Source organism: Burkholderia sp. 4NA327C6 (genome assembly GCF_005502655.1).
Classification (GTDB): domain Bacteria; phylum Pseudomonadota; class Gammaproteobacteria; order Burkholderiales; family Burkholderiaceae; genus Burkholderia; species Burkholderia contaminans.
In genome coordinates this window covers 70,844-94,112 of the sequence record NZ_SCNZ01000006.1, presented here as the reverse complement: position 1 = coordinate 94,112, position 23,269 = coordinate 70,844, and the positions used below count along the sequence as shown (strand labels likewise).

At 66.3% G+C, this 23,269-nt stretch carries 21 protein-coding genes and 1 tRNA gene; 12 read left to right on the top strand and 10 right to left on the bottom strand.

Features of this window, described 5'->3' with window-relative positions:
* Positions 1-195: 195 nt before the first annotated feature.
* Both FFS49_RS08250 and FFS49_RS08245 read left to right on the top strand, forming a co-directional pair.
* Entirely contained in the window at positions 196-1,185 is a 990-nt protein-coding gene (locus FFS49_RS08250; RefSeq protein WP_071334395.1) for an aliphatic sulfonate ABC transporter substrate-binding protein, read from the top strand.
* A 110-nt stretch (positions 1,186-1,295) separates the two neighbouring features.
* A tRNA-Leu gene (locus FFS49_RS08245) sits at positions 1,296-1,382 on the top strand.
* Positions 1,383-1,446: 64 nt separating this feature from the next.
* On the opposite strand, the gene FFS49_RS08240 is transcribed toward FFS49_RS08245, so the two are convergent.
* Complete coding sequence (locus FFS49_RS08240; protein ID WP_071334394.1) at positions 1,447-1,950, bottom strand: Ohr family peroxiredoxin; 504 nt, start codon at positions 1,948-1,950, stop codon at positions 1,447-1,449.
* A gap of 358 nt (positions 1,951-2,308) precedes the next feature.
* On the opposite strand from FFS49_RS08240, the gene FFS49_RS08235 reads away from it, so the two are divergent.
* From FFS49_RS08235 to FFS49_RS08215, 5 genes are all read left to right on the top strand, one after another.
* Positions 2,309-3,556, top strand: a complete 1,248-nt coding sequence (locus FFS49_RS08235) for an ROK family protein (RefSeq protein ID WP_105816339.1) — start codon at positions 2,309-2,311, stop codon at positions 3,554-3,556.
* Complete coding sequence (locus FFS49_RS08230) at positions 3,543-5,096, top strand: sugar ABC transporter ATP-binding protein (RefSeq protein WP_039358896.1); 1,554 nt, start codon at positions 3,543-3,545, stop codon at positions 5,094-5,096. Before FFS49_RS08235 ends, FFS49_RS08230 begins: the two co-directional genes overlap by 14 nt.
* A gap of 43 nt (positions 5,097-5,139) precedes the next feature.
* Positions 5,140-6,177 (top strand): ribose ABC transporter permease, encoded by a 1,038-nt coding sequence (locus FFS49_RS08225; protein ID WP_039358899.1) that lies wholly within the window; start codon positions 5,140-5,142, stop codon positions 6,175-6,177.
* 82 nt (positions 6,178-6,259) lie between these two features.
* Positions 6,260-7,204, top strand: coding sequence for an ABC transporter substrate-binding protein (locus FFS49_RS08220; RefSeq protein ID WP_071334393.1), 945 nt, complete (start codon positions 6,260-6,262; stop codon positions 7,202-7,204).
* A 124-nt stretch (positions 7,205-7,328) separates the two neighbouring features.
* Entirely contained in the window at positions 7,329-8,264 is a 936-nt protein-coding gene (locus FFS49_RS08215; RefSeq protein ID WP_039359040.1) for a carbohydrate kinase, read from the top strand.
* 22 nt (positions 8,265-8,286) lie between these two features.
* Here the strand turns inward: FFS49_RS08215 and FFS49_RS08210 are convergent, their stop codons facing one another.
* The 3 genes from FFS49_RS08210 to FFS49_RS08200 form a co-directional block, all read right to left on the bottom strand.
* A complete protein-coding gene (locus FFS49_RS08210; protein WP_105816338.1) occupies positions 8,287-10,017 on the bottom strand; it encodes a SulP family inorganic anion transporter in 1,731 nt (576 codons plus the stop codon).
* A 7-nt stretch (positions 10,018-10,024) separates the two neighbouring features.
* The gene (locus tag FFS49_RS08205; RefSeq protein WP_039358907.1) at positions 10,025-10,651 is read right to left on the bottom strand and encodes a ParB-like protein; all 627 of its coding nucleotides are present in this window, start codon (positions 10,649-10,651) and stop codon (positions 10,025-10,027) included.
* A 136-nt stretch (positions 10,652-10,787) separates the two neighbouring features.
* Positions 10,788-11,330, bottom strand: coding sequence for a GNAT family N-acetyltransferase (locus tag FFS49_RS08200; RefSeq protein WP_105816386.1), 543 nt, complete (start codon positions 11,328-11,330; stop codon positions 10,788-10,790).
* Between the two features lie 281 nt (positions 11,331-11,611).
* On the opposite strand from FFS49_RS08200, the gene FFS49_RS08195 reads away from it, so the two are divergent.
* From FFS49_RS08195 to FFS49_RS08180, 4 genes are all read left to right on the top strand, one after another.
* Positions 11,612-12,832, top strand: a complete 1,221-nt coding sequence (locus FFS49_RS08195; RefSeq protein WP_039359046.1) for an MFS transporter — start codon at positions 11,612-11,614, stop codon at positions 12,830-12,832.
* 215 nt (positions 12,833-13,047) lie between these two features.
* Positions 13,048-13,869, top strand: coding sequence for a TetR/AcrR family transcriptional regulator (locus FFS49_RS08190; RefSeq protein ID WP_039358910.1), 822 nt, complete (start codon positions 13,048-13,050; stop codon positions 13,867-13,869).
* Between the two features lie 156 nt (positions 13,870-14,025).
* Positions 14,026-15,780: an AMP-binding protein gene (locus tag FFS49_RS08185; RefSeq protein WP_039358913.1), complete on the top strand. Its 1,755-nt coding sequence runs from the start codon at positions 14,026-14,028 to the stop codon at positions 15,778-15,780.
* Between the two features lie 29 nt (positions 15,781-15,809).
* Entirely contained in the window at positions 15,810-16,727 is a 918-nt protein-coding gene (locus tag FFS49_RS08180) for a DUF1571 domain-containing protein (RefSeq protein ID WP_105816337.1), read from the top strand.
* A 27-nt stretch (positions 16,728-16,754) separates the two neighbouring features.
* Here the strand turns inward: FFS49_RS08180 and FFS49_RS08175 are convergent, their stop codons facing one another.
* The gene (locus FFS49_RS08175) at positions 16,755-17,039 is read right to left on the bottom strand and encodes a PXPV repeat protein (protein ID WP_105816336.1); all 285 of its coding nucleotides are present in this window, start codon (positions 17,037-17,039) and stop codon (positions 16,755-16,757) included.
* 295 nt (positions 17,040-17,334) lie between these two features.
* Between FFS49_RS08175 and hfq the strand changes: the two genes are divergently transcribed.
* A complete protein-coding gene (gene hfq / locus FFS49_RS08170; protein ID WP_046545522.1) occupies positions 17,335-17,886 on the top strand; it encodes an RNA chaperone Hfq in 552 nt (183 codons plus the stop codon).
* A 77-nt stretch (positions 17,887-17,963) separates the two neighbouring features.
* Here hfq and FFS49_RS08165 read toward each other — a convergent pair whose 3' ends face one another.
* The 5 genes from FFS49_RS08165 to FFS49_RS08145 are packed head-to-tail and all read right to left on the bottom strand — an operon-like array spanning position 17,964 to position 23,249.
* Positions 17,964-18,665 carry a DUF2968 domain-containing protein gene (locus FFS49_RS08165; RefSeq protein WP_071334389.1) on the bottom strand — a complete coding sequence of 234 codons (702 nt, stop codon included), beginning with the start codon at positions 18,663-18,665 and terminating at the stop codon, positions 17,964-17,966.
* A 54-nt stretch (positions 18,666-18,719) separates the two neighbouring features.
* Positions 18,720-20,111 carry a sigma-54 dependent transcriptional regulator gene (locus FFS49_RS08160; protein WP_105816335.1) on the bottom strand — a complete coding sequence of 464 codons (1,392 nt, stop codon included), beginning with the start codon at positions 20,109-20,111 and terminating at the stop codon, positions 18,720-18,722.
* Between the two features lie 17 nt (positions 20,112-20,128).
* On the bottom strand, positions 20,129-22,003 hold the full coding sequence (locus tag FFS49_RS08155) for a TadG family pilus assembly protein (RefSeq protein ID WP_105816334.1): 1,875 nt from the start codon (positions 22,001-22,003) through the stop codon (positions 20,129-20,131).
* A gap of 11 nt (positions 22,004-22,014) precedes the next feature.
* Entirely contained in the window at positions 22,015-22,344 is a 330-nt protein-coding gene (locus tag FFS49_RS08150; RefSeq protein ID WP_047850983.1) for a DUF3613 domain-containing protein, read from the bottom strand.
* A 23-nt stretch (positions 22,345-22,367) separates the two neighbouring features.
* On the bottom strand, positions 22,368-23,249 hold the full coding sequence (locus FFS49_RS08145; protein ID WP_105816333.1) for a pilus assembly protein: 882 nt from the start codon (positions 23,247-23,249) through the stop codon (positions 22,368-22,370).
* Between the last annotated feature and the right edge of the window lie 20 nt (positions 23,250-23,269).

Sequence of the window (23,269 nt, the reverse complement as noted above, 5' to 3'; positions counted from 1 at the left end):
AAAAAGGTCGGCTTCTAGCCGGCCTTTTTCATTTTCAGCGCCGCACATATTTTCAGCGCCGCACATCGCGGCGCCGGCCGTCGGCCCTTATGTCGGCCATTCCGATCGATAGCAGAATTAATCGTTTATCAATCGCCCTCCCCGTTGCTACGTTAGCCGCCTTGCTTTCAACGCATCCAACGAGGAGCACCACTCATGACGTCGATGAACCGCCGCGCGTTCGCGCGCGCGATACTGGCCGCAGGCCTCTCTGTCGCGGGCGTACGGGCACACGCGGAGAACGCGCCAGCCACGCTGCGCATCGGTTACCAGAAGTCGTCGACGCTCATCACGCTACTGAAGACGCGCGGCACGCTCGAGCAGGCGCTGACACCGCTCGGCCTGCGCGTGTCGTGGCATGAATTCGCGAGCGGATTGCCTCTGACCGAAGCGCTCAACGTGGGTGCCGTCGATTTCAGCGCCGACGTGGCCGACACGGTTCCGGTCTTCGCGCAGGCCGCGCATGCGCGTTTCGTGTACGTCGCGCAGGAAGCTCCTTCGCCGAAAGCGCAGGCGATCGTCGTGAAGCAGGACAGCGCGCTGCGCACGCTCGCCGACCTCAAAGGCAAGCGCATCGCGGTCACGAAGGCGGCTGGCAGCCACTACCTGCTGCTTGCCGCACTCGCACGCGCGAAGCTCACGCCCGCCGATGTGGCGATCCATTACCTGACGCCGGCGGACGGCCGTGCTGCATTCGAGCGCGGCAGCGTGGACACATGGATCACGTGGGATCCCTATGTCGCATCGGTCGACCGGAATCCCGACGTGCGAATTCTGGCCGACGGCGACGGACTCGCGTCGTACCAGCGCTACTACCTCGCCTCGAGCAGCTTCGCCGTCGCGCGACCCGACGTCGTTCAGATCCTGTTCGACCAGTTGTCTCAAGCCGGCACGTGGCTGCGCGACCACCCGCAGGAAGCCGCGAACACGCTCGCGCCCATCTGGGGACTCGACGCGGCAACGATCGCACGCGCGAATGCGCGACGCAGCTATCTCGTCCGCGCCGTGGTCGCGCAAAACTTCGGCGAACAACAGAAGATCGCCGACACCTTCCTCGCGGCCGGACTGCTGCCCGCTCGCGTCGATACGGGACAGGCTCAGCGCTGGAATTTCACGGCAAGGCGCGCGGAGCCGGTCGGCGCGTGAGGGCCTGCCACGCGAGGGGCGAATATTTTTATCACTTCGGATGAAATTGTGTTGACAGACTCCGCCGACACGCTACAATAGCGGTCTTCGCACTGCAGCAAGCGAAACGTGCCCAGGTGGCGGAATTGGTAGACGCACTAGGTTCAGGTCCTAGCGGTGGCAACATCGTGGAGGTTCGAGTCCTCTCCTGGGCACCATCTGTTTTATAAAAAGGTCGGCTTCTAGCCGGCCTTTTTTCATTTCCGGTTCCGGAAGCGCAACTCACCCTGCTCCCATCACGCGCACCGAGTGCCGAATGCCATCTCTTGCCATCTTCGCGTACGGACATACCGCTTCGGTTTCCGCGACCAATATGCGCACGTCATCGAGATCGACACCCGGCATGCGGACCTCGACCTCCAGTTCGAGCGCAAACAGGCCATCCGACGGATCGCGCTGAAACGTCGCGCTCGCCGAGATCGCCAGGTCCGTCGGCAAGCGAACCCGGCGCCTCATCGCAACCAGCGTCAGCGCACCGTGAAAACACGCCGCGAACCCGGCGGCAAACAACTGCTCCGGATTCGTTCCACCACCCGCGCCACCCAGTTCCACCGGCAAGCGCAACGGCAGATCAAGTTCGCCGGTTGCCGAGCGCGCATGCCCGGACGATCGGCCGTGCGCCGATTCGCCGCCGGTGACGACCACGGTCGTCGTGTAAAGCGGCAGCGGCTCGCTGCCGGTATATGGGTCGAGCAGCGACACCGAAGGCCGCGTCGTGCGTTGCATACATTTCTCCCGAAAGAAGACACGGCGCCAGACCGATTGCGCCATGCCGGATGTCCAATGAGCGATTCCGTGCCGTGCGAAGGAGCACCGTCGGGCTTCACCTCGTGCGGGCTACGCCGACACGTGCAATCCCGCGGGCAATCGTGACGCGTATGCGCATCCCGGTCCATCAGACGAATTCCAAATTTCCCGATTTCAGCGTGTTCGCGATTGGCCCCCGATTCTCCTGGCGACACCAAGTCCTCGTCACCCTCAACCGGGATTTCCCTAGGCTGACAGGGCGCCGCTCACGCGGTTAAATAAATCAACGTGATTTATTTAATGCGCCACCGAATGGCGCACCATGGAAGGAGACGCCATGAGAAGCCCGCACTTCGGCCAGGGAAGCAACTCGGCCAACGTGCGCCGTTACAACGAGCGCCTGCTGCTGAAGACGCTGCGCCGCGTGGGCAGCGCGTCGAAGGCCGACCTCGCGCGCCTCGCGAACATGACGGGCACGGCGGTCGGCAGCATCATCGATTCGCTCGCCGATGCGAAGCTGATCGAATTCGCGGGCCGCACCGAAGGCCAGCGCGGCCAGCCGGCGTCACTGATCCGCCTCGACCCGAGCGGCGCGTTCGGCATCGGCGTCCATCTGGACCGCATGCGCATCGAAACGGCACTCGTCAACTTCGCCGGCGACGTGCTCGGCCGCCGCTCGCACGACACGCTGCTGCCGCCGCCCGCCGACGTGCTCGAAATCGTCCGCCACGACATCGACGCGATGCAGGCGCTGCTCCCCGACCACGAGCGCGCCCGCCTGACCGGCGTCGGCGTCGCCCAGCCTTACAACCTCGGCGCGTGGATGCGCGAGCTCGGCCTCGCACCCGACACGTTCCGCGCGTGGGAGGACGTCGATTTCGCGGCCGACCTCGGCCGCACGCTGTCGCTTCCGGTATTCGGCGAAAACGATGGCAACGCGGCCGCGATCGCCGAACTGTTCTACGGATACGGCCGGCAGTGCGACGACTTCGTCTACCTGTTCATCGGGCCGGCGATCGGCGGCGGCATCGCGATCGACGGCGATTGCCTGCGCGGCGTGACCGGCAATGCGGGCGACATCGCGGTCATCCCCGTGCCGCCGAGCCGGCTGGCCTCCGCGCCGCCGCCGCGCGGCCCGTGGGACATCCTGCTCGCGCGTGCATCGCTGCATGCGCTCGTACGCCATCTGCGCCATCACGGCGAGACGGTCGACAACCGGGCCGATCTCGAAGCGTGCATCGCTCGCGGCCTGCCCGCCGTCGACGAATGGATCGACGATTGCGTCGACGCGCTGGCGCCGGCATTGCGCGCGGTGCTGTGCGTGGTCGATGCGCCGGTGGTCGTGCTCGACGCCGATACCGACGCGGGCCTGCTCGACGCGGTCACGACGCGCCTGCGCGCGGCGCTCGTGGCCACCGCGCCCGAAGCGCGCGGCACGCCGGTGCTCGTACGCGGCACGTTCGGCGCCGATGCCGGTGCGATCGGTGCGGCCACGCTGCCGATGTTCTTCAACTTCTCCCCGCGGGCCGGCATCCTCAAGGGCGCCCGCACCGACTCGCAGGAGGTCAACCATGTCGCGATCTGAGTCGCCCCGCCCGTTGCTCGAGATGCGCGGGATCAGCAAGACGTTCCCGGCCGTGCGCGCGCTCGACAACGTCAGCCTGACCGTCTATCCCGGCGAGATCCACTCGCTGATGGGCGAAAACGGCGCCGGCAAATCGACGCTGATGAAAATCCTGTCGGGCGCATACCGCGCCGACGCCGGCGGCGAGATCCTGATCGACGGCGCCCGCATCGACATCGACGGCCCGCTTGCCGCGCGCGATGCGGGCGTCGCGGTGATCTACCAGGAACTGTGCCTGTCGCCGAACCTGAGCGTCGCGGAAAACATCTACATCGGCCGCGAACTGCGGCGCGGCAACCGGCGCTGGGGCACGATCGACCGCGCGGCGATGGCGCGCGGCTGCGAGGACGTGCTCGCGCGCCTCGGTGCATCGTTCGGCCCCGACACACTCGTCGGTACGCTGTCGATCGCGGAGCAGCAACTCGTCGAGATCGCGCGTGCCGTGCACACCCGCGCACGCATCCTCGTGATGGACGAGCCGACCACGCCGCTGTCGTCGCGCGAAACCGAGCACCTGTTCCGCCTGATCCGCCAGTTGCGCGAGGAAGGTCTCGCGATCATCTACATCAGCCACCGGATGGCGGAAATCTACGAGCTGTCCGACCGGGTGTCGGTGCTGCGCGACGGCACGTACGTCGGCACGCTCGAACGCGCATCGCTGTCGGCCGAGCGCCTCGTCGCGATGATGGTCGGGCGCGACATCTCCGGCTTCTACAAGAAGGAACATGCACCGTACGACCCCGGCCACCTGCTGCTGTCGGTGCGCGACATCGCCGACGGCGCGCGCGTGCGCGGCTGCAGCCTCGACCTGCACGCCGGCGAAGTGCTCGGCATCGCGGGGCTCGTCGGTGCAGGCCGCACCGAACTCGCGCGGCTGATCTTCGGCGCCGAACCACGAGTGCGCGGCGACGTGAAGGTGGGCGAACGCACGTTCGGCGCACACTCGCCGCGCGACGCAATCGACGCGGGCCTCGTCTACCTGACCGAAGACCGCAAGCGCCAGGGCCTGTTCCTCGACATGAGCGTGCGCGACAACATCAACATCTCGGTCTGTAACCGAGACGCGCGGCTCGGTGCACTCGATCTCGCGCGCGGCGCCGAACGCGCGCAGGACGCGATTGCGTCGCTGTCGATCCGCGTGCCGAACGCGAACGTCAACGTCGGCGCGCTGTCGGGCGGCAACCAGCAGAAAGTGCTGCTGTCGCGCCTGCTCGAGACGAAGCCGCGCGTGCTGATCCTCGACGAACCGACGCGCGGCGTCGACATCGGCGCGAAATCCGAGATCTACCGGATCATCAACGAACTGGCCCGGGCCGGCGTGGGTGTCATCGTGATCTCGAGCGAACTGCCGGAGATCATCGGTGTCGCGGACCGCGTGCTCGTGATGCGCGAAGGGGAAATCGCCGGAGAGCTCGGCGGATATACGCCCACTCCCATCACGCAGGAAGCCATCATCGCGCTCGCCACCGGCTCGCAAGCCGAGCTCGCCGACGCGCACTGAGCCGCGCCCTTTTTCATTTCCTTCTTACACTCAGGTTACCGAAATGATCAACCCGACCAAGCAGCGGAACCTCGCTTCCGCGACGGCCCAGCCGGTGGCCACCCGTACGCCGCTATTGCGCGGCGCCGATCAACGCGCCCGCATGCAGTCGCTGATCCGCACCGCCGGCATGCTGCCGGTGCTGCTGGTTCTGTGCATCGGCTTCGGCTTTCTGACCGACGGCTTCTTCACGCTGCAGAACCTGTCGATCGTCACGCAGCAGGCGTCGATCAACATCGTGCTCGCCGCCGGCATGACCTTCGTGATCCTGACGGGCGGCATCGATCTGTCGGTCGGCTCGGTGCTCGCCGCCGCGGCCGTCGCGGCACTGCTCGCGTCGACCATCCCCGGCTGGGGCTGGCTCGGCGTGCCGTTCGCGCTCCTCGTCGGCCTCGTGTTCGGCGCGATCAACGGCGGCCTGATCTCGTTCCTGCGCCTGCCGCCGTTCATCGTCACGCTCGGCGCGATGACGGCCGTGCGCGGCGTCGCACGCCTGATCGGGAACGACACGACCGTGTTCAATCCGCAACTGCCGTTCGCGTTCATCGGCAACGGCACGATCCTCGGCGTGCCGTGGCTCGTCGTGATCGCGTGCGCGGTGATCGCGATCTCGTGGTTCATCCTGCGCCGCACGGTGCTCGGGATGCGCATCTATTCGGTCGGCGGCAATCCGGAAGCCGCCCGCCTGTCGGGCATCAACGTGCGGGCGATCCAGCTGTTCGTGTACGCGGCGTCGGGGCTGCTCGCCGGCCTCGGCGCGGTGATGTCGGCCGCGCGGCTCTATGCGGCCAACGGCCTGCAGCTCGGCCAGTCGTACGAACTCGACGCGATCGCCGCGGTGATCCTCGGCGGCACGAGCTTCGTCGGCGGCGTCGGGTCGATCGTCGGCACGCTGATCGGTGCGCTGATCATCGCGGTACTGACCAACGGGCTCGTGCTGCTCGGCGTGTCCGACATCTGGCAGTACATCATCAAGGGGCTCGTGATCATCGGCGCCGTCGCGCTCGACCGCTACCGCCAGCGTGATTCGGCCCGTACCTGAGCCCCTGCCCGTCCATTCAACCCGGCGGCGCAGGCCGATCCCTGCGCCCGCCCGCCAAGCAACTTCACGGAGACACAACGACATGTTCAAGCACAAAGCCGCCCTGACCGCCGTCGCCTGCGCACTCGCCTTCGGCGCTTCCGCCGCGCACGCGGCCGACAAGCCGCTCAAATCGATCGGCGTCACGGTCGGGTCGCTCGGCAACCCGTACTTCGTCACGATCGTCAAGGGCGCCGAGGCGCGCGCCAAGCAGATCAACCCGAATGCGAAAGTCACGGCCGTATCGGCCGACTACGACCTGAACAAGCAGTTCACGCAGATCGACAACTTCATCTCCGCACACGTCGACATGATCCTGCTCAACGCAACCGATCCGAAGGCGATCGAGCCGGCGGTGAAGAAGGCGCAGGCGGCCGGCATCACGGTCGTTGCGGTCGACGTCGCGGCGGCCGGCGCGAACGCGACCGTGCAGACCAACAACGTGAAGGCCGGCGAGCTGGCATGCGACTACATCGCGAAGAAGCTCAACGGCAAGGGCAACGTGATCATCGAGAACGGCCCGCAGGTGTCGGCCGTGATCGATCGCGTCAACGGCTGCAAGACCGTGCTCGCGAAAAGCGCCGGCATCAAGGTGCTGTCGAGTGACCAGGACGGCAAGGGCTCGCGTGAAGGCGGGATGAACGCGATGCAGGGCTACCTGACGCGCTTTCCGAAGCTCGACGCGGTGTTCACGATCAACGACCCGCAGGCGATCGGCAGCGATCTCGCCGCGAAACAGCTGAACCGCCCGAACATCGTGATCACGTCGGTCGACGGCGCACCCGATATCGAGGTCGCGCTCAAGTCGAATACGCTCGTGCAGGCGTCGTCGAGCCAGGACCCGTGGGCGATGGCGCAGCAGGCCGTCAACGTCGGCTACGGCATCATGAACGGCCAGAAGCCGGCCAACCCGATGATCCTGATCGAGCCGACGCTCATCACGCGCGACAACGTGAAGAGCTACAAGGGCTGGAGCACCCCGCGCTGATCGCGCCCAACTGCGCAACCGGGCGGTGTCGGGCCGCGTCGCAGCACGCGACGGCCCGCACTGCCCGCCTTTTCAGATCAACCGCTGCATCGCCGCGCATACCACCGCGGCACAAGGTTTCGACATGACGACGACGTTTCCCCGCCTGATCGTATTCGGCGAAGCATTGACCGATTTCATCCGCGACGACGCGCAGCACTGGCACAGCGTCGCCGGCGGCTCATGCTGGAACGTCGCGCGCGTCGGTGCGCGACTCGGCGTGCCGACGGCCTTCGCCGGCACGGTCAGCCGCGACACCTTCGGTGACGAGCTGATGCGCAAGAGCGCCGACGCGGGGCTCGACCCGCGCTTCATCCGGCAGGTCGATCGCGCGCCGCTGCTCGCGATGGTCGTGTCGAAGCAACCGCCCCATTACTTCTTCATCGGCGAGAACAGCGCCGATCTCGCGTTCGATCCGGCGGACCTGCCCGCCGGCGCACTCGACGCAGCCGAGATCGTGCACGTCGGCTCGCTCGGTGTCGTGCGCGAGCCGCTCGCGTCGCGCCTGATCGAGGTTGCGCAAGCGGCGCGGGCGGCCGGCAAGCGGATCTCGTTCGACCCGAACTTCCGCGCACCGATGGCCGCGCCGTCGTATCGCGACACACTGCGCCGACTGGCCGGGCTCGCCGACTGGATCAAGGTGTCCGACGAGGATCTGCGCGGGCTCTTTCCCGAACTCGATGAAGCCGCCGCGCTCGCGCAATTGCGCGCATGGGCGCCGGACGCCGCGATGCTCGTCACGCGCGGGGCATCCGGCATGCAGCTCCTGCATCGCGACATCGTGCTGTTCCAGCCCGCGTTCCCGACCGAAGTGGCCGACACCGTCGGCTGCGGCGATGCGAGCATCGGCGGCTGGCTCGCGAGCCAGCTCGCGCGTCCCGACGCATCACTCGCCGAACATCTGCGCTACGCAGCCGCGTGCGCGGCGGTCGCCTGTGCGCATGCAGGCGCCTATGCGCCGACGGCGGCCGAAGTGACCGCCATGATCGATCGCTCCGCCGACGCCGTGGTTTCGCCATAGCGCGCGCCGGCGCGCCGCCTCGTCACGCGGCGGTCGTGCCGCCGCTGCCGTTCGGCGGCATCCCGGCCTGCAGCAGTTGCAGGCTCTCGTCGACGCTCAGTTCGGACATCGCATCGTCGTGCAGCGTATCGTCCGCCGCTCGGCGCAGCGCGTGCAGCGCGTGCACCTTGAGCCGCACGATCGCGAGCCGCAACCCGCGCGCCGTGCATTCTGCCGCGAACGTGCGTAACGACTCGATCGTCGTACTGTCGATGTCCGGCGTTTCCTCGAGGCTCAGCATCACGGTATGCGCGTCCGGCGCGGCCTTCATCAGCGCACGCACGCGGTTCAGCATCCGGTCCGCATTCGCGAAGAACAGTTGCGCTTCGGGCCGCACGATCAGCACGCCAGGCACCGGCTTCGCGTCGGCATGGCTCGCCACGTCGACGAAATCGTGACTGTCGCGCAGCCTGCCGAGCACGCTGACATTCGGCTCGGACAGCTTGCGCAGCGTCAGCAGCAGACTCACGCCGATGGCCGCGAGCAGGCCGTGCAGCACGCCGAGCACCAGCACCGCGAGCAGCGCGGCGATCACGACGAGCCGGTCGCGGTGCCAGGCCCAGTACGGCCGGAATACCGACGGATGCAGCGAGTGGCTGACCGCGAAGACCACGATCGCCGCGAGCACGGGCTCCGGCGTGCGCGCGAGCTGCGGCAGCAGCAGCCAGACGATCAGTGCGACCACGCCCGCCGCCCACAGGCCGGCAAAGCGCGACTGCGCACCGGCCGCTTCGTTCGCCGAGGTCGCCGAATAGCCCGCACCGACCGGCATCCCGTGCAGCAGGCCCGACACGAGGTTCGCGCAGCCGAGCGCGACGAGGTCGCGGTTCGGCGACACGCTGTCGCCGTGCTTCAGCGCGAAGTTGCGGATCGACCCGTACGATTCCGCGTACAGGATCAGCATCAGCGCGAACGCAAGCTCGATGGTCTGCATCCACGCGTTGCGGTCGAGGGTCGGCAGGCCGAACTCGATATGCTTGAAATCGATGTGGCCGACGATCGCGATCCCGTATCGCTGCCAGTCGATCGCATAGCCGGCTGCGATCGACAGCACGATCACGACGAGTGTCGCGGGCACGCGTGAGCTCCGCCCGAGCGCGAACAGCAACGCCAGTGCAATTGCGCCGACTACGACGCTCGCGAGATTCGCATGCGGCGCGCCGGTGATCAGGTCGAGCGCGACATGCGGCGCATCGCTGTGCTGCACGGAGATCGCGAGGATCTTCGGCAACTGCTTGACGACGATCGTCAGCGCGAGGCCGAACGTGAAGCCGCGCAACACCGGCCGTGCGACGAAGTCCGACATGCCGCCGAGCCGCGCGGCGCCCGCCAGGATGAACAGCACGCCCGTCATCGCGACGAGCGCCGCCGCGAGCGCGAGCTGCGCCGCAAGCGCCATCCCCGACTCCGCGAGCACCGTCGCCGCGAGCACGGCGGCCGACGACGACGTCGACGACACGATCGCGAAGCGGCTGCTGCCGGTGAGCGCATAGACGACGAGCCCCGACAGCAACGCGATGAGACCGGCCTGCGGCGGCAGGTTCGCGAGCCCCGCGTACGCGACCGCCTCGGGGATCAGCAGCCCCGCGATCGACAGGCCGGCCAGCGCATCGAGACCGATGCGTCGCGTGGCCGGCGGCGAGGCCGCGTCGAGCGCGGCGAAATGGTCGGCATGCTGCGGGCCGGCGTCGGGGCGGATCGGGGCGGTCGTCATGAGGCGGTCAGGGCTTGACGGCGATGACGCCCGACCAGCCGGGCAGATAGCGTGCATCCTGCTCATGCGCGCGATGCAGTGCGATATCGAGCGCCTTCGCGAAGTTCTTGCGGATCTGGTCGAGCGACACGTGCTGGCGCAGGTAGTCGGCCCACAGGAATTCGCTGAACGGCGTCGCATCCTTCGCATAGCCGCCCGCCGTGCGCAGTTCACCGGCGAGGCTCCGGTACGGATCGTCCACGAGCCCCGTCAGCGCCTTCGGCAGATTCGCATAGTCGCGACGCGTGCCGTCCGCGCCGAACGGATGCACCCACTGGTTGTGCTCCATCATCCGCCAGAAGATCGTGTCGTCGAGCCACGACAGGTCCTTCAGCAGCATCGCGTTCACGCGTGCCTCGCCTTCCTCGATCAGCGCGAGGCCGAGGTGGTGGTGGTCGGTGATGTAGTGCAGCCCGCCCGGGCCAATCACGGCCGGGAACCAGTGCGATTCGATCGCGGCCTTGCGCGCGCGCTTGTTGAGCGCTTTCCAGTGCTTGCGCTTCGCCTTCACTTCGCGATAGCCGACCGTCATCTGCGTGGGACGCAGTTCTTCAAGCTTGACGGGAATCAGGTGAACATCGTTGCCGAGAGCCATGGTCGTACCCCATGTTGCGAAATTCCGGCAACGATACTCCTGATCGCGCGAGCCGTTAATACGTCATGACCTCGATATGCCTCCGGTTGACGATCTCTGACAACCGCCCGATGGCCCGCCCACGCTCGGCGCCGTGCTATGCGCGCAGATCGTTGCGTTCGAGACGATGTCGAATGTAAGGAATGCCGTCGTGCACGACGCTCACGCGACGCATCCCGAGCTTGCGTGCGACATTCAGCGAGCCGCTGTTGGCTTCCGCGATATCGGCGATCACGCGCGGCAGGCGCACGGTGTCGAATGCGTGACGCACGACGGCCGCCGCGGCTTCGCTCGCGATGCCGCGCCCCCATGTCGAACGCACCAGCCGCCAGCCGATCTCGACGTCGTGCGCGCCGTCCGCATAGTCGGGAATCAGCAGGATCCAGCCGACGAACGCATCGGGCGCGGTCTTCTCGAAGATCGACCAGTAGCCGAGGCCCGGCGGATAGTCGCACGTGATCCGGTGCGTGACGAAGCGCCGATGCTCGACGGGATCGTGCCACGGCCCCGCGATGTGCCGCGTGACCTCGGGATCGCGATCCATCGCGAGGCACGCGTCGAGATCGGCCAGCACGCGCGGACGCAACCACAGCCGCGCAGTCTCGAGCACGGGCAGCGTGGCGGCGGAACGTTCGGTCATCGGGACTCCTGATTCGGTGACGATGCGCATCGGGCGCATTACAAAATAAATACAAACAGCCTTCCGGAAGGATACAGATGCCTGTCGCCGGTTTCATGCGACGGCATTGCCATTTCCGAAACAGTTCATTTCCTAGGGATTATTCCCGATTCGACGTTATCGCGCCCCACATCGTCCGGTACCGCGGCCTACACTCGATCCATGCCCCCGCACCGCGCGCAAGCCGGGCCGGCATCCGCATGCACAACGTGAGCGCGCAAGCCAACGAGGAGACCTCGGACATGAGCTGGACCCGCGAGCAACGCAACGTCACGATCGCCGCCTACCTGGGCTGGACGCTCGATGCGTTCGATTTCTTCCTGATGGTCTTCGTGCTGAAGGACATCGCCGCCGAATTCGGATCGACGATTCCCGCCGTCGCGTTCGCGCTCACCCTGACGCTCGCGATGCGCCCGCTTGGCGCCCTGATCTTCGGCCGGCTCGCCGATCGCTTCGGCCGTCGCCCCACGCTGATGGTCAACATCGCTTGCTACTCGCTGCTCGAGCTCGCGTCGGGTTTCGCGCCGAGCCTGACCGCGCTGCTCGTGCTGCGCGCGTTGTTCGGCGTCGCGATGGGCGGCGAATGGGGTGTCGGCTCCGCACTGACGATGGAAACCGTGCCGACCCATGCGCGCGGCTTCGTGTCGGGGCTGCTGCAGGCCGGCTATCCGAGCGGCTACCTGCTCGCGTCCGTCGTGTTCGGCCTGTTCTACCAGTACATCGGCTGGCGCGGAATGTTCATGGTCGGCGTGCTGCCCGCGCTGCTCGTGCTGTACGTGCGCTCGCACGTGCCCGAATCGCCGGCATGGAAGCAGATGGAAAAGCGCCCGCGCCCGAGCCTCGGCAGCACACTGAAGCAGAACTGGAAGCTCACGATCTACGCGATCGTGCTGATGACCGCATTCAACTTCTTCTCGCACGGCACGCAGGATCTCTATCCGACGTTCCTGCGCGAACAGCATCACTTCGATCCGCATACCGTGTCGTGGATCACGATCGTGCTGAACATCGGTGCGATCGTCGGCGGCCTGTCGTTCGGCGCGATCTCGGAACGGATCGGACGCCGCCGCGCCATCTTCATCGCCGCGTTGATCGCCCTGCCCGTGCTGCCGCTGTGGGCGTTCTCGAGCGGCCCGGTCGCCCTCGCCGCGGGGGCATTCCTGATGCAGATCTCGGTGCAGGGTGCGTGGGGCGTGATCCCGGTTCACCTGAACGAGATCTCGCCCGACGAGATCCGCGCGACCTTCCCCGGCGTCGTCTACCAGCTCGGCAACCTGCTCGCGTCGGGCAACGCAACGATGCAGGCCTCGCTCGCCGTTTCGAACCACAACAATTACGGCTTCGCGCTCGCGCTCGTGGCCGGCATCGTCGCCGTCGTGATCGCCGTGCTGATCCTGTTCAGCCGCGAGCGGCGCGGCATCGACATGACGCAATCGGTCAATACGCGTAGCACGGTCGCCTGACCCCGCGCATTGCCGCACCGCATCATCGCGCGTGCCCCGTCCGGTCGAGGGCACGCGCGAGACTTTCCGCATTCGCACATCGAACTAGAGGAATTTGTCCAGATTCCCCGCTTGCCCGCTCGGTCCGCGATTTTTTATCTTAATAAAAACGACTGTTTGAATCAGACAAACAAATCACCAGTTCGCGGCCGGGCGACCGGCATGGGAGGCGGGACATGGCAGTAAGTCAGGAGGGACGGCCATCCGCGGGACGGCCGTCCGGGGCACGGTCATCCGGCACGCGGCAGACCGGCGGGACGAAGGCACGCATTCTCGATGCGGCCGAGGATCTCTTCATCGAACATGGCTTCGAGGCGATGTCGATGCGCCAGATCACCTCGCGCGCGGCGGTCAACCTCGCCGCGGTCAACTACCACTTCGGCAGCAAGGAAGCGCTGATCCACGCGATGCTGTCGCGCCGGCTCGACCAGCTCAACCAGGAACGCCTCGGCATCCTCGACCGCTTCGATGCGCAACTCGGCACCCACATCACCTGCGAACACGTGCTCGGCGCGATGTTCATTCCCGCGCTGAAAGCGTCGCGCGATCCAGAACGCGGCGGCCCCGGCTTCCTGCGCCTGATCGGCCGTGCGTACACCGATCCGTCGCCGTTCGTGCGCAACTTCCTGACCGCGCACTACGCGAGCGTCGCGGGTCGCTTCTTCGACGCGTTCCAGCGCGCGTTGCCGCACCTGCCGCGCACGGAGCTCGGCTGGCGCCTGCACTTCGCGATCGGCGCGCTGTCCGGTGCGCTCGCGGGTGCCGAAACGGAAAGCCTGATCGACGAGTTCTCGCAAGGCCGCACGATGAACGACGTGCAGATGATCGCGCGACTGTCGTCGCTGATCGTCGCCGCACTGAAAGCGCCGATGCCGGACAGCGCGCAACTGTCGATCTTCGCGGCCGTGCTCGACGATGCGGGGGCCAGCGAAGCGTTCGGGCTGCCGCAGTCGGCCCCGACCTCCGTCGGCGCGGCGACGCTGCATTCCACGAACTGAGCGCGCGAGGCCACGCGCGGCTTCCTGTTCACGATTTGATTGAAACGCGCGGTCGTGCGAGGTGTCGAGGCGCCCCGTCGATCGACCGTGCGGCATGGGGCGAGGGCCGGCGCCGAAGCGCCCGCCCTCGCCGAGAGCAAAGACCGGAGACACGTCATGTCATCTTCCGCAGCAACCGCAGCGGCCCAGGTTCCGCCGAACACCGACGGCATCTGGTACGCGTCATACCCGCCTGGCGTCCCGCACGACATCGACGTCACGCAATACGCGTCGCTCGTGCAGTTCTTCGACGAATGCACGAGCCGCTTCGCCGAGCGCGTCGCCTACGTGAGTGCAGGCGCCTCGATGACCTACCGCACGCTCGCGCAGAAAGTCGACGCGTTCGCGTCGTACCTGCAAAGCATCGGCATCAAGCCCGGCGACCGCGTCGCGATCATGCTGCCGAACACGTTCCAGTACCCGGTCGCGCTGTTCGGCACGCTGAAGGCCGGCGCGATCGTCGTCAACGTCAATCCGCTCTACACCGTGCGCGAACTCGCGCACCAGCTGAAGGACAGCGGCGCGCAGACGATCGTCGTGTTCGAGAACTTCGCGCGCACGCTGCAGGATGCGCTGCCGGAAACGCAGGTGAAGAACATCGTCGTCACCGCGCTCGGCGACCTGCTCGCCGACGGCTTCAACGCGAAAGGACGCCTGATCAATTTCGTGCTGAAGCACGTGAAGAAGCTCGTGCCGGCCTACCACCTGCCGCAGGCCGTCCGGTTGCGCTCCGCCCTCGCACTCGGGGCGCGCGGCAAGCCGCAGCCGGTGCAGATCACGCGCGACGACCTCGCGTTCCTGCAATACACGGGCGGCACGACCGGCGTCGCGAAAGGCGCGATGCTCACGCACGGCAACCTGATCGCGAACCTGCTGCAGGCGAAGGCCTGGATCGCCGACCAGGTCTCGGGCGACGTCGAAACCGTGCTCACGCCGCTGCCGCTGTATCACATCTATTCACTGACGGTGAACGCATTCATCTTCATGGGGCTCGGCGGGCGCAACATCCTGATCGCGAACCCGCGCGACATGACGATGGTGATGAAGATCATCCGCAACGAGACGTTCACCGGCATCACCGGCATCAACACGCTGTACAACGCGTTCCTCGACAACGAGGAATTCCGCAAGCGCGATTTCTCGAAGCTGAAGCTCGCGATGGCCGGCGGGATGGCGATGCAGCGCGCGGTCGCGGAGCGCTTCCAGCAGGTGACGGGCCGGCCGGTCGTCGAAGGCTACGGCCTGACCGAGTGCTCGCCGATCGTGACGATGAACCCCGTGGACCTGAACGACATGGCCGCGTTCAGCGGTTCGATCGGCCTGCCCGCGCCGTCCACCGTCGTGCGCTTTCGCCGCGAGGACGGCACCTGGGCGCCCGTCGGCGAACCGGGCGAGCTGTGCGTGCACGGTCCGCAGGTGATGCGCGGCTACTGGCAGCGCCCCGACGAGACGGCGAAGGTGATCGACGCCGACGGCTGGCTCGCCACCGGCGACATCGGCGTGATGGACGAGCGCGGCTTCATCCGCCTGATCGACCGCAAGAAGGACATGATCCTCGTGTCGGGCTTCAACGTGTATCCGAACGAGATCGAGGAAGTGCTGGTGATGCATCCGGGCATCAGCGAAGCCGCGGCGATCGGTATTCCTGACGAGGTACAGGGCGAACGGATCAAGGTGTTCGTCGTGCGCCGCGACCCGTCGCTGACGGTCGACGACGTGCTCGCGCACTGCCGCAAGAACCTGACCGGCTACAAGATGCCGAAATTCGTCGAATTCCGCGACGCGCTGCCGCAGACGAACGTCGGCAAGATCCTGCGCCGTGCGTTGCGCGACGAGGAACTCGCCAAAATCAAGGCCGCGAAGCAAGGCTGAACGATCCATCGCCCCGGGAGACGCCGTCGATGAACGAAGGAAAGAAGCGCCACGCGCGGCATGCCGCCGCCGTGGCAGCCGCGTGCATGCTGTCGCTCGCCCAGACCGGCCTGCACGCGCAGGAAGCGGCCAGCGCCGTGGGTGCGGCACAGGAGGTCGCCCTGCCGGCCGATCTCGCGAAAGTCGTACGCGAGCCGGTCGCGCAGCAGGCGCGCTGGCTGCGCACGGCCGCGCAGCGCGGCACGCTCGCTCAACTCGATGACGCCACGCTCACCGCGCTCTTCAAGGCACTCGATCCGCTCGCCGTGCCGCTCTATATCCGTAACGGTCCGAACGGCTATCCGTCCTACCAGTTCACGATGGTGCGCCAGGAACGCATCAGCGGAAAATGGTCCGATACGCCCGACCGCATGCTCGTGAAGACCACCCGCGAGCCGCTGCGCGTCTACGCGAAATGGCTCCCGGGCGGCGCGCATGCCGGACAGGAGACCATCTACGACACGACGCAGCGCAAGGACGAGATGTACGGCCACCTCGGCGGCCTGCTCGGCAAGATTCCACTGTGGACGGCCATCGACGGCGCACTCGCGCGCGCCCAGTCGAATCACCAGGTGAAGGATCTCGGCACCGAATTCATCACGAACCTGTACCTGACCGAGGGGAAGAAATACCTGGAAGCCGGCGTGCAGCGGCCGACCGATGTGGAAGCCCGAACGATCAACGGCGTACGGGTCGTTACGCTCACCTACGAAACACCGACCGGCCGGCCGCAGTTCTACGCGAAGAAGGAAGTCCTCGGGCTCGACCTGCATGCGCCCTATTTCAGGACCGTCGAGTCGTATGACAACGACGGCAAGATCTTCGAGCGGATCGTCATCGAGAAAATCGCGCCGGTGACGCTCGACGACACCGCATTCGACCCGAAAAACCCCGACTATGCGTTCTGATGCGTGCCGCCGGGGCTGGTCTCGGGCTCAATCGTCCTCGTCGTCGCCGTGGTGGCGGTGCCAATGCTTGTAATAATGCTTGCGCCACTTGCGATAGCGATCGTCGTCGTCTTCGCCGTCGTAGCCGTATCCGTAGCCCGGATAGGCGACGACAGCCGGCTGCGGCGCCACATAGACCGGCGCCGGCTCGACATAGACCGGCGCGACCGGTACACCGATGCCGACCGACAGGTCGACATGCCCCGCCATCGCACTGCCGGAAGCCAGCAACGCCACGCTCCCGACCCACCCTGCCCATTGCCTCTTGTTCATGTTCTGAATCCCTGATATGCCGGCCCGCCCGGCTCGCGCGACCAATGTAAGCGTCGCGCGCGAGCCAAGGTGATACGGCATTGCGAGAGTCGTAACGCGGCGTAACGAAACGGCATTAGCCGTTTGGCCGAATCGCGAAAATGCGCTGGAACGTCTATAGTGGGTTACGGTTCGACACAATCACGACTACGCGCTCCCCGATTGAACAGGGTAGAATCCCGCCAAACACCTTGTGGACGAACACGCCACACACACGCACAACATATTCTCTGACGCAGGCTCCTGCCGCACCTCAATGGCCAATCCCGCAGAATCCCATCCGCAAAACGACTTCATCAATTCGGCGCGCAAGGAACGTAAGCGCGTTGAAATCTATCTCGTCAACGGCATTCGTCTGACGGGGTGCATCGAGTCGTTCGACCAGTACCTGGTGATGCTGCGCACCCCCGTGGGTCTGCAAGGCATCTACAAGCGCGCGATTTCCACGATCCAGCTCGACACGGGCGGCTCGCGCCCGGGCGGCAGCGGCCCCCGCGGGCCGCGCACCGGCGGGCGCCCCGGCGGCCGTGAAGGCGGCGGTCACAGCCCGTACGGCTCGCACGGCGGCCCGCGTGAATCGCGCGGCGACGGCGGCTACGGCTCCCGCGAACCGCGTGAAGGTTACGGCTCGCGCGAGCCGCGCGAAGGCTACGGCGCCCCGCGCGAACCCCGTGAACCGCGCGAAAGCTATGGCGCACCGCGCGACACCGGCGACGCATCCGGCAACGCGTCCCCGTCGGATTCCCGCGGCGGCAACGGGCCGGTCATCGTGACGCGCCGCCGGCGAATCGTGCCGGACGGCCAGTAAAGCAAAAGGGCAAGCCAACCGGCTTGCCCTTTTTACTTGTGCGGCCGGCGCGGCATGTCGCCGCACCGCCGCCGGGTTCAGCGTGCCGTCGCCGGCAGGCCCGCATCGGCCTCACGCTGCAACGAACGCACCTGCTGCTGCAACGCACGCAGTTGCGACTGAAGCTCGGCCTGCTGCGCCTGCAATGCGGCCGTCTCGTTGCGTACGCTCTTCTGGCGATCCGCCACCGCCGCCTGCTGTTGGCGTGCGATCGAGATATCGGCCTGCAGACGCCGCGCGCGATCCTGCGTGACCTCGATCTGCTTGTCCATTTGTGCCTTCTGCGATTCCAGCTTTGCCGCCCGCAGTTCGTTCACGGCCAGCCGCTCCGCCTGGCGCGAGAAATCGCGATAGATCGCTTCCGCACGCGTTTCGTCGTAAGTCTTGATGACGCGCCAGAACGCCTTCTGCTGAAACAGCGCGACGAAGTACGCACCGTCCTTCACGTTGAACAGCAGGCTCGCACCGTAGCTGCCGTTGTAGCTCGTGCGCATTTCCGTCAGCGTGTGCGCCTGGATCTGGCGCTGCAGGTCGTCGACCGTGCTCGGCCCCGTCGACTCGCCCGCCTGCGGCTGCAGCGACGTCTGCGAATCGATCACCGGCATCGCCGCCACCGGCGCCGATGCCTGCTGTACGGCCGGCGAACCGCTGTCCGCCAGACTTTGCGCGTATGCGCCCTGCATGCCTCCCGCCAGGGCGAACAATACGCACGCCCTTCCCAACCCCGTCATATGGCTCATGAAGTTCTATTCCCGCCCGAGTCGTTGTAATTCAGCGCGATTTTATCTCATTAATTACTCACTTTCGCGGGTCTCGGGCTCCTCGTCGAAGATCTGGTATTTGCGCATTTTTTCCCACAGTACCTTGCGGCTGATGCCGAGCTGCTGCGCCGTATCCTGACGCCGCCAGCCGTTTGCGTCGAGCGCCGCGATGACGCGGTTGCGCTCGTTCATGTCCCACTTGCTGCGGTCGACGAACACCTCGGCCGCACTCTCCGCCGGGACCGGCTGGGCCGAACTGCGCGCGTGCGCGATCAACCGCTGCAGCCGTGCGGCATCCCACCCGCCCGTCTGCCGCACCGTCACGCCGACACGCTCGGCGAGGTTGCGCAGTTCACGCACGTTGCCGGGGAAATAGCTGTCCGCGACGGAATCCGTCAGCCAGTACGGCAGGTCGGACAACTGAGCGAGCCGCTCCTCGCCGACGACCTGCGCGACGAACGACTTGAACAGCGCGATCTTGTCGACGGCGCCGCGCTCTTCCAGCGACGGAATGCTGAGCTCGATCACCGCGAGCCGGTAGTAGAGATCGGCACGGAACAGGCCATCCTTCACGAGCTGCGGCAGCTTCTTGTTGCTCGCCGCGACCAGCCGGAAATCGACCTTGACCGGCGTCGTCGCGCCGACGCGAAGCACCGCGCCATCCTCGAGCACGCGCAGCAGCTTGACCTGCTGGTACAGCGGCAGATCGCCGACTTCGTCGAGAAACAGCGTACCGCCGCCCGCCTGCTCGAAATAGCCTTTATGCGCAACAACCGCGCCCGTGAACGATCCTTTCGCATGACCGAAGAACAGCGATTCGAACAGGCCGTCGGGAATCGCGCCGCAGTTCACGGGCACGAATTCGCCATGCCGGTAGCGCGAATGTTTTTCGTGCAGCAGCTGCGCGATGCGCTCCTTGCCGACGCCGGTTTCGCCGTGCAGCAACACGTTGGTGTCGCAATCGGCGAACGTATCGACTTCATGCAGCAGGGCCTGCATCGATTCCGAGTGCGCGACGAGTTCGGTCGGATGCGACGTTTCGGCCGTATGCGCCCGCAGCTGCGTGACGAGCTTGCCGATCATGCCGCGCAGTTCGGCACACGTGAAGTCGAGCGGCAGGATGTGCGAATACTCGGGCGGATACTGCGACGCGTCGTGATCGCGCGCCGCGCCGACCCAGACGACCGGCATGCCGATGTTGGCCTGCCAGTCACGCAGGAACGCGGCGCCGATTTCGATCATCGTCACGCTGATGATCGCCAGCGACGGCCGCAAGGCGGCGCGCTCGGGCGAGATCTCCGCGTTGTCGGCGCGGATCACTTCGACGTCGAAGCTCGCCATGCACCGGGCGACGCGGTCGACAATGTCCGCCTTGCCTTCCCAGACGTACAGGTCGAGCTCTTCGATTGCGGGCGTGGTTCTCATCGGGTGGTCTTGCTTCTCTAATTGCTGACTGTTTGCGCGACGCCGCAGGTCAGCGACATCTGATGCACCGTGGCGGCACCGAGCTGGACGCCGAGCAAGTCCAGCAACGGGTCGATGATACCGTCGAGCGCGGTCAAAAGCGGGCTCAGGACGGTGGTCAGTACCGACAGCAGCGATGAAAGGAAATCCGGTGTGATCGTGACCGAGACGAGCCCGAACAGGACACTCACGGTGGGCGTGATCTGCGCATGGCTCAGGCCTGCCAGCGCGTTACCTACCGCCGAACCCAGTGCGTTCGTATTGGTCGTCCAGTAATTCGATGGATCGCTTCCTCCGCGCCCGTAGAACGTATTGGTCGCCGGACTGGCAGCCAGATTCACGGACACGTTGGAGACGGTGGCGGACACCTCGACGGCACCCAACAGAACCAGGACGTCAAGCACCTTGGCCGGCGACGTGCAACTGTAGTTCGCCGGAAGGTTCAGCAGATTGCCGGCCGTGAGCGGCGGCTGGCCGATGCAGAGATTGGCGACACTCGGCTGCGCGGTGATCGTCGCGGAATTCGGCGACGTCAGGCAGTTGGTCGACAGCAGTGTCGCGCTGCCGGCGCCCAGCTGCACGTAAAGCGGCAGATACACGTTCGCGGACACCACGACCGGCAGCGGATTCACGCCCAGGTTGACGACGAGATACAGGCCGACCTGTGCGTTCGTCGCCACCGTCCGCCACGCGCCGTTCTTGTCCTTCCCGCCTTCGCCGACCGCAATGGTCGGCGGGCTGATGACCTGCGCCTGCAACTGGACGATCGAAACCGAGTTGCCGTTCGGCAGCGTCAGCGGCACGTTGGCGCCGATCACCACGCCCGGCTTGCCGGCCTGCGAGATCTGCGCCATCGCCATCACGAGATCGAGCACGTTCACGGTCGCGTCCGCCGCCGCCTGCGTGTTCGCAAGGCCCAGCGTCAGCAGCGACGTGGCGCCCTGTCCGGTCAGGCTGGCGACCTTGAGTGCCGTGTTGCTGAGCAGGCTCAGGTTGGCGAGGGTGGTCAGTGCGCCGGTTGCGCTTGTCTGCACCGTCGTACCCAGCGTAGTCGTCTTGTTGACGGCCGCCACCATCGCGTTGAGCAAGGTGCCGACCGACGCGTTGGCATTGACCAGTCCGCCGATCGTACCGTTGCCGACCGACAGCGACTGCAGCGCGACGGCGATGTCGCCGAGCTTGACGTTCGCACAGGCGAGCCCCTGATAGGACACGAGATTGAGGTTCAGCGGCGTGCCGCCCTGCCCCTGCAACAGCGAGCCCAGCAACGCGTTCACCAGGCCGGGGTTCCCGCTCGGCACGCCCGAGCAGCCGACGCCGCCCACCGCGGCCAGCGTCGCGCCGATCGAGAAGGTATCGATGTTGGTTGCCTTCGCGGTCGACGTGGCGGTCACGGTGCGGGTCGGCCCGAAGAAGAAATACGGCAGCGTCTTGGAGACCGTCACCCGCACGGCATTCAACTGCGTCGCGAGCGGCACCGTCGATTTCGACGAATAGAAGGAACTCGCCGTCCCGGTCGCCGACGGTGCCCAATAACCGCATTCGGCCGACAGCGACGTGGTGCCGCTGCCGTCCAGCGTGAAGCCGTTCGTCGTGGCGTTGCTCGTGGCCACGGAGGTCACGCTCGCACACGTGTCGTCCAGCTTCTGAACCGCGGCGAGCGCAGCAAGATCGGCCACGCGCTGCATGTCGCGGCGCGTGAAAAAGACGTTGCCGATATCGACCGAACCGAGAATCACCATCGACAGCAGGATCCACACTGCTGCCGTGACGACGACCGAACCCCGCTGCCGCCGCGGCGACGCGCGACCGGGTCCGGCCATCCGGTTCGATGCATGTCGAGCAATGCTCATCGCGGCTCCGCTCAATACGACTGCGATGAACTCTGCCCGCCGGACGATCCGTTGCCGCTCGAGCTGACCGGCGACCCCATCGATTCCGGAATCTTGTGCTTGAACGATTCGAGATAACGTTGATAGGACAGCGACGCGGTATCGCCCAGTACCGGCAACGCCGGTCCGGCCGCACGTCCGTCACGCTGGAACGCCAGCAGTGCGTTCGTTGCATGACCGATTTCCGACGCGTCGGGCGCCGGCTGATCGCTATACGCCGCGGTCGCGGCCCCCATGAGCACGAGAAGCGCGACACCCTGGCACACACGTGCCACGCGACCAGGATTCTTGTTGTTCGTCATGTCAGTTCCCCCCAATGCCTTTTTCATTGTGCAAACCGCTGCAGCAACGGCGCAGTCGGATCGAATCCCTGGATGTTCGCCACCGGGGACGGACGCTTCGCGACATCCGAGCCCGACACGTCGACCACGCTCCCCGAACCGATCGGCGTGGAAACCGGAGCCGGCACCTGGGACGCGCGACGCCACGTGCGTGCCGCCGCGGTGATTCTCGTCGCATCGTTGCGGATGTCGTTGCGAACGTCCGTCGACAGCTTCTGCTGCGCCATCAGCTTCTGCGCATCGTGGGTCCGGCCGGATGCGAGCAGGTACAGCACCAGGTTGCTGATGATCTTCGGGTTGCTCTGGTCGAGTTCGGCAGCCTTCATCAATGGAATGCGCGCTCCCTCGACATCGCCGCAGCGCAGCTTCGCGTAGGCGAGATCCGAAAGCGTCGACGCATCGGTCGGCGCCAGCACGGTGGCCTGCGACAGCGCCTGCGCGGCGCGCGGAAAATCGCCCGCGCCGCCGGCAATCAGCCCGAGACCGCGATAGCCGCGCGCGGCGAGCGTCGTGTTGAGCAACTGCGTATACACCGCGGCGCTCGCGGCGGGCTGGTCCGTCATGCGCAAGGCATCGGCGCGCAGCAGGATCGTCTGCGGCGATGCGCCGTACTGTTTTTCGTATGCGTCGATATGCGCCAGCGACGCGTAATACAGCCCTTGCGACTGCATCCGCTCGATCAGGCCGAGATACATGCCGGGCGTATCCGGCGCCGCCTGCTTCTGCGCCGCCGCGTCCATCAGCGCCGCGCGCTCGGCTTGCGGACCGACGCCGTACCCGCTTTCCTTGAACGCCGAGCATGCGCCGAGCAGGCCCACCATCGCCAGCACGCCGGCCACTTTCACGAATTCATCGATGCGTCTCATCTTGCTTCCTTGGCTTTCCG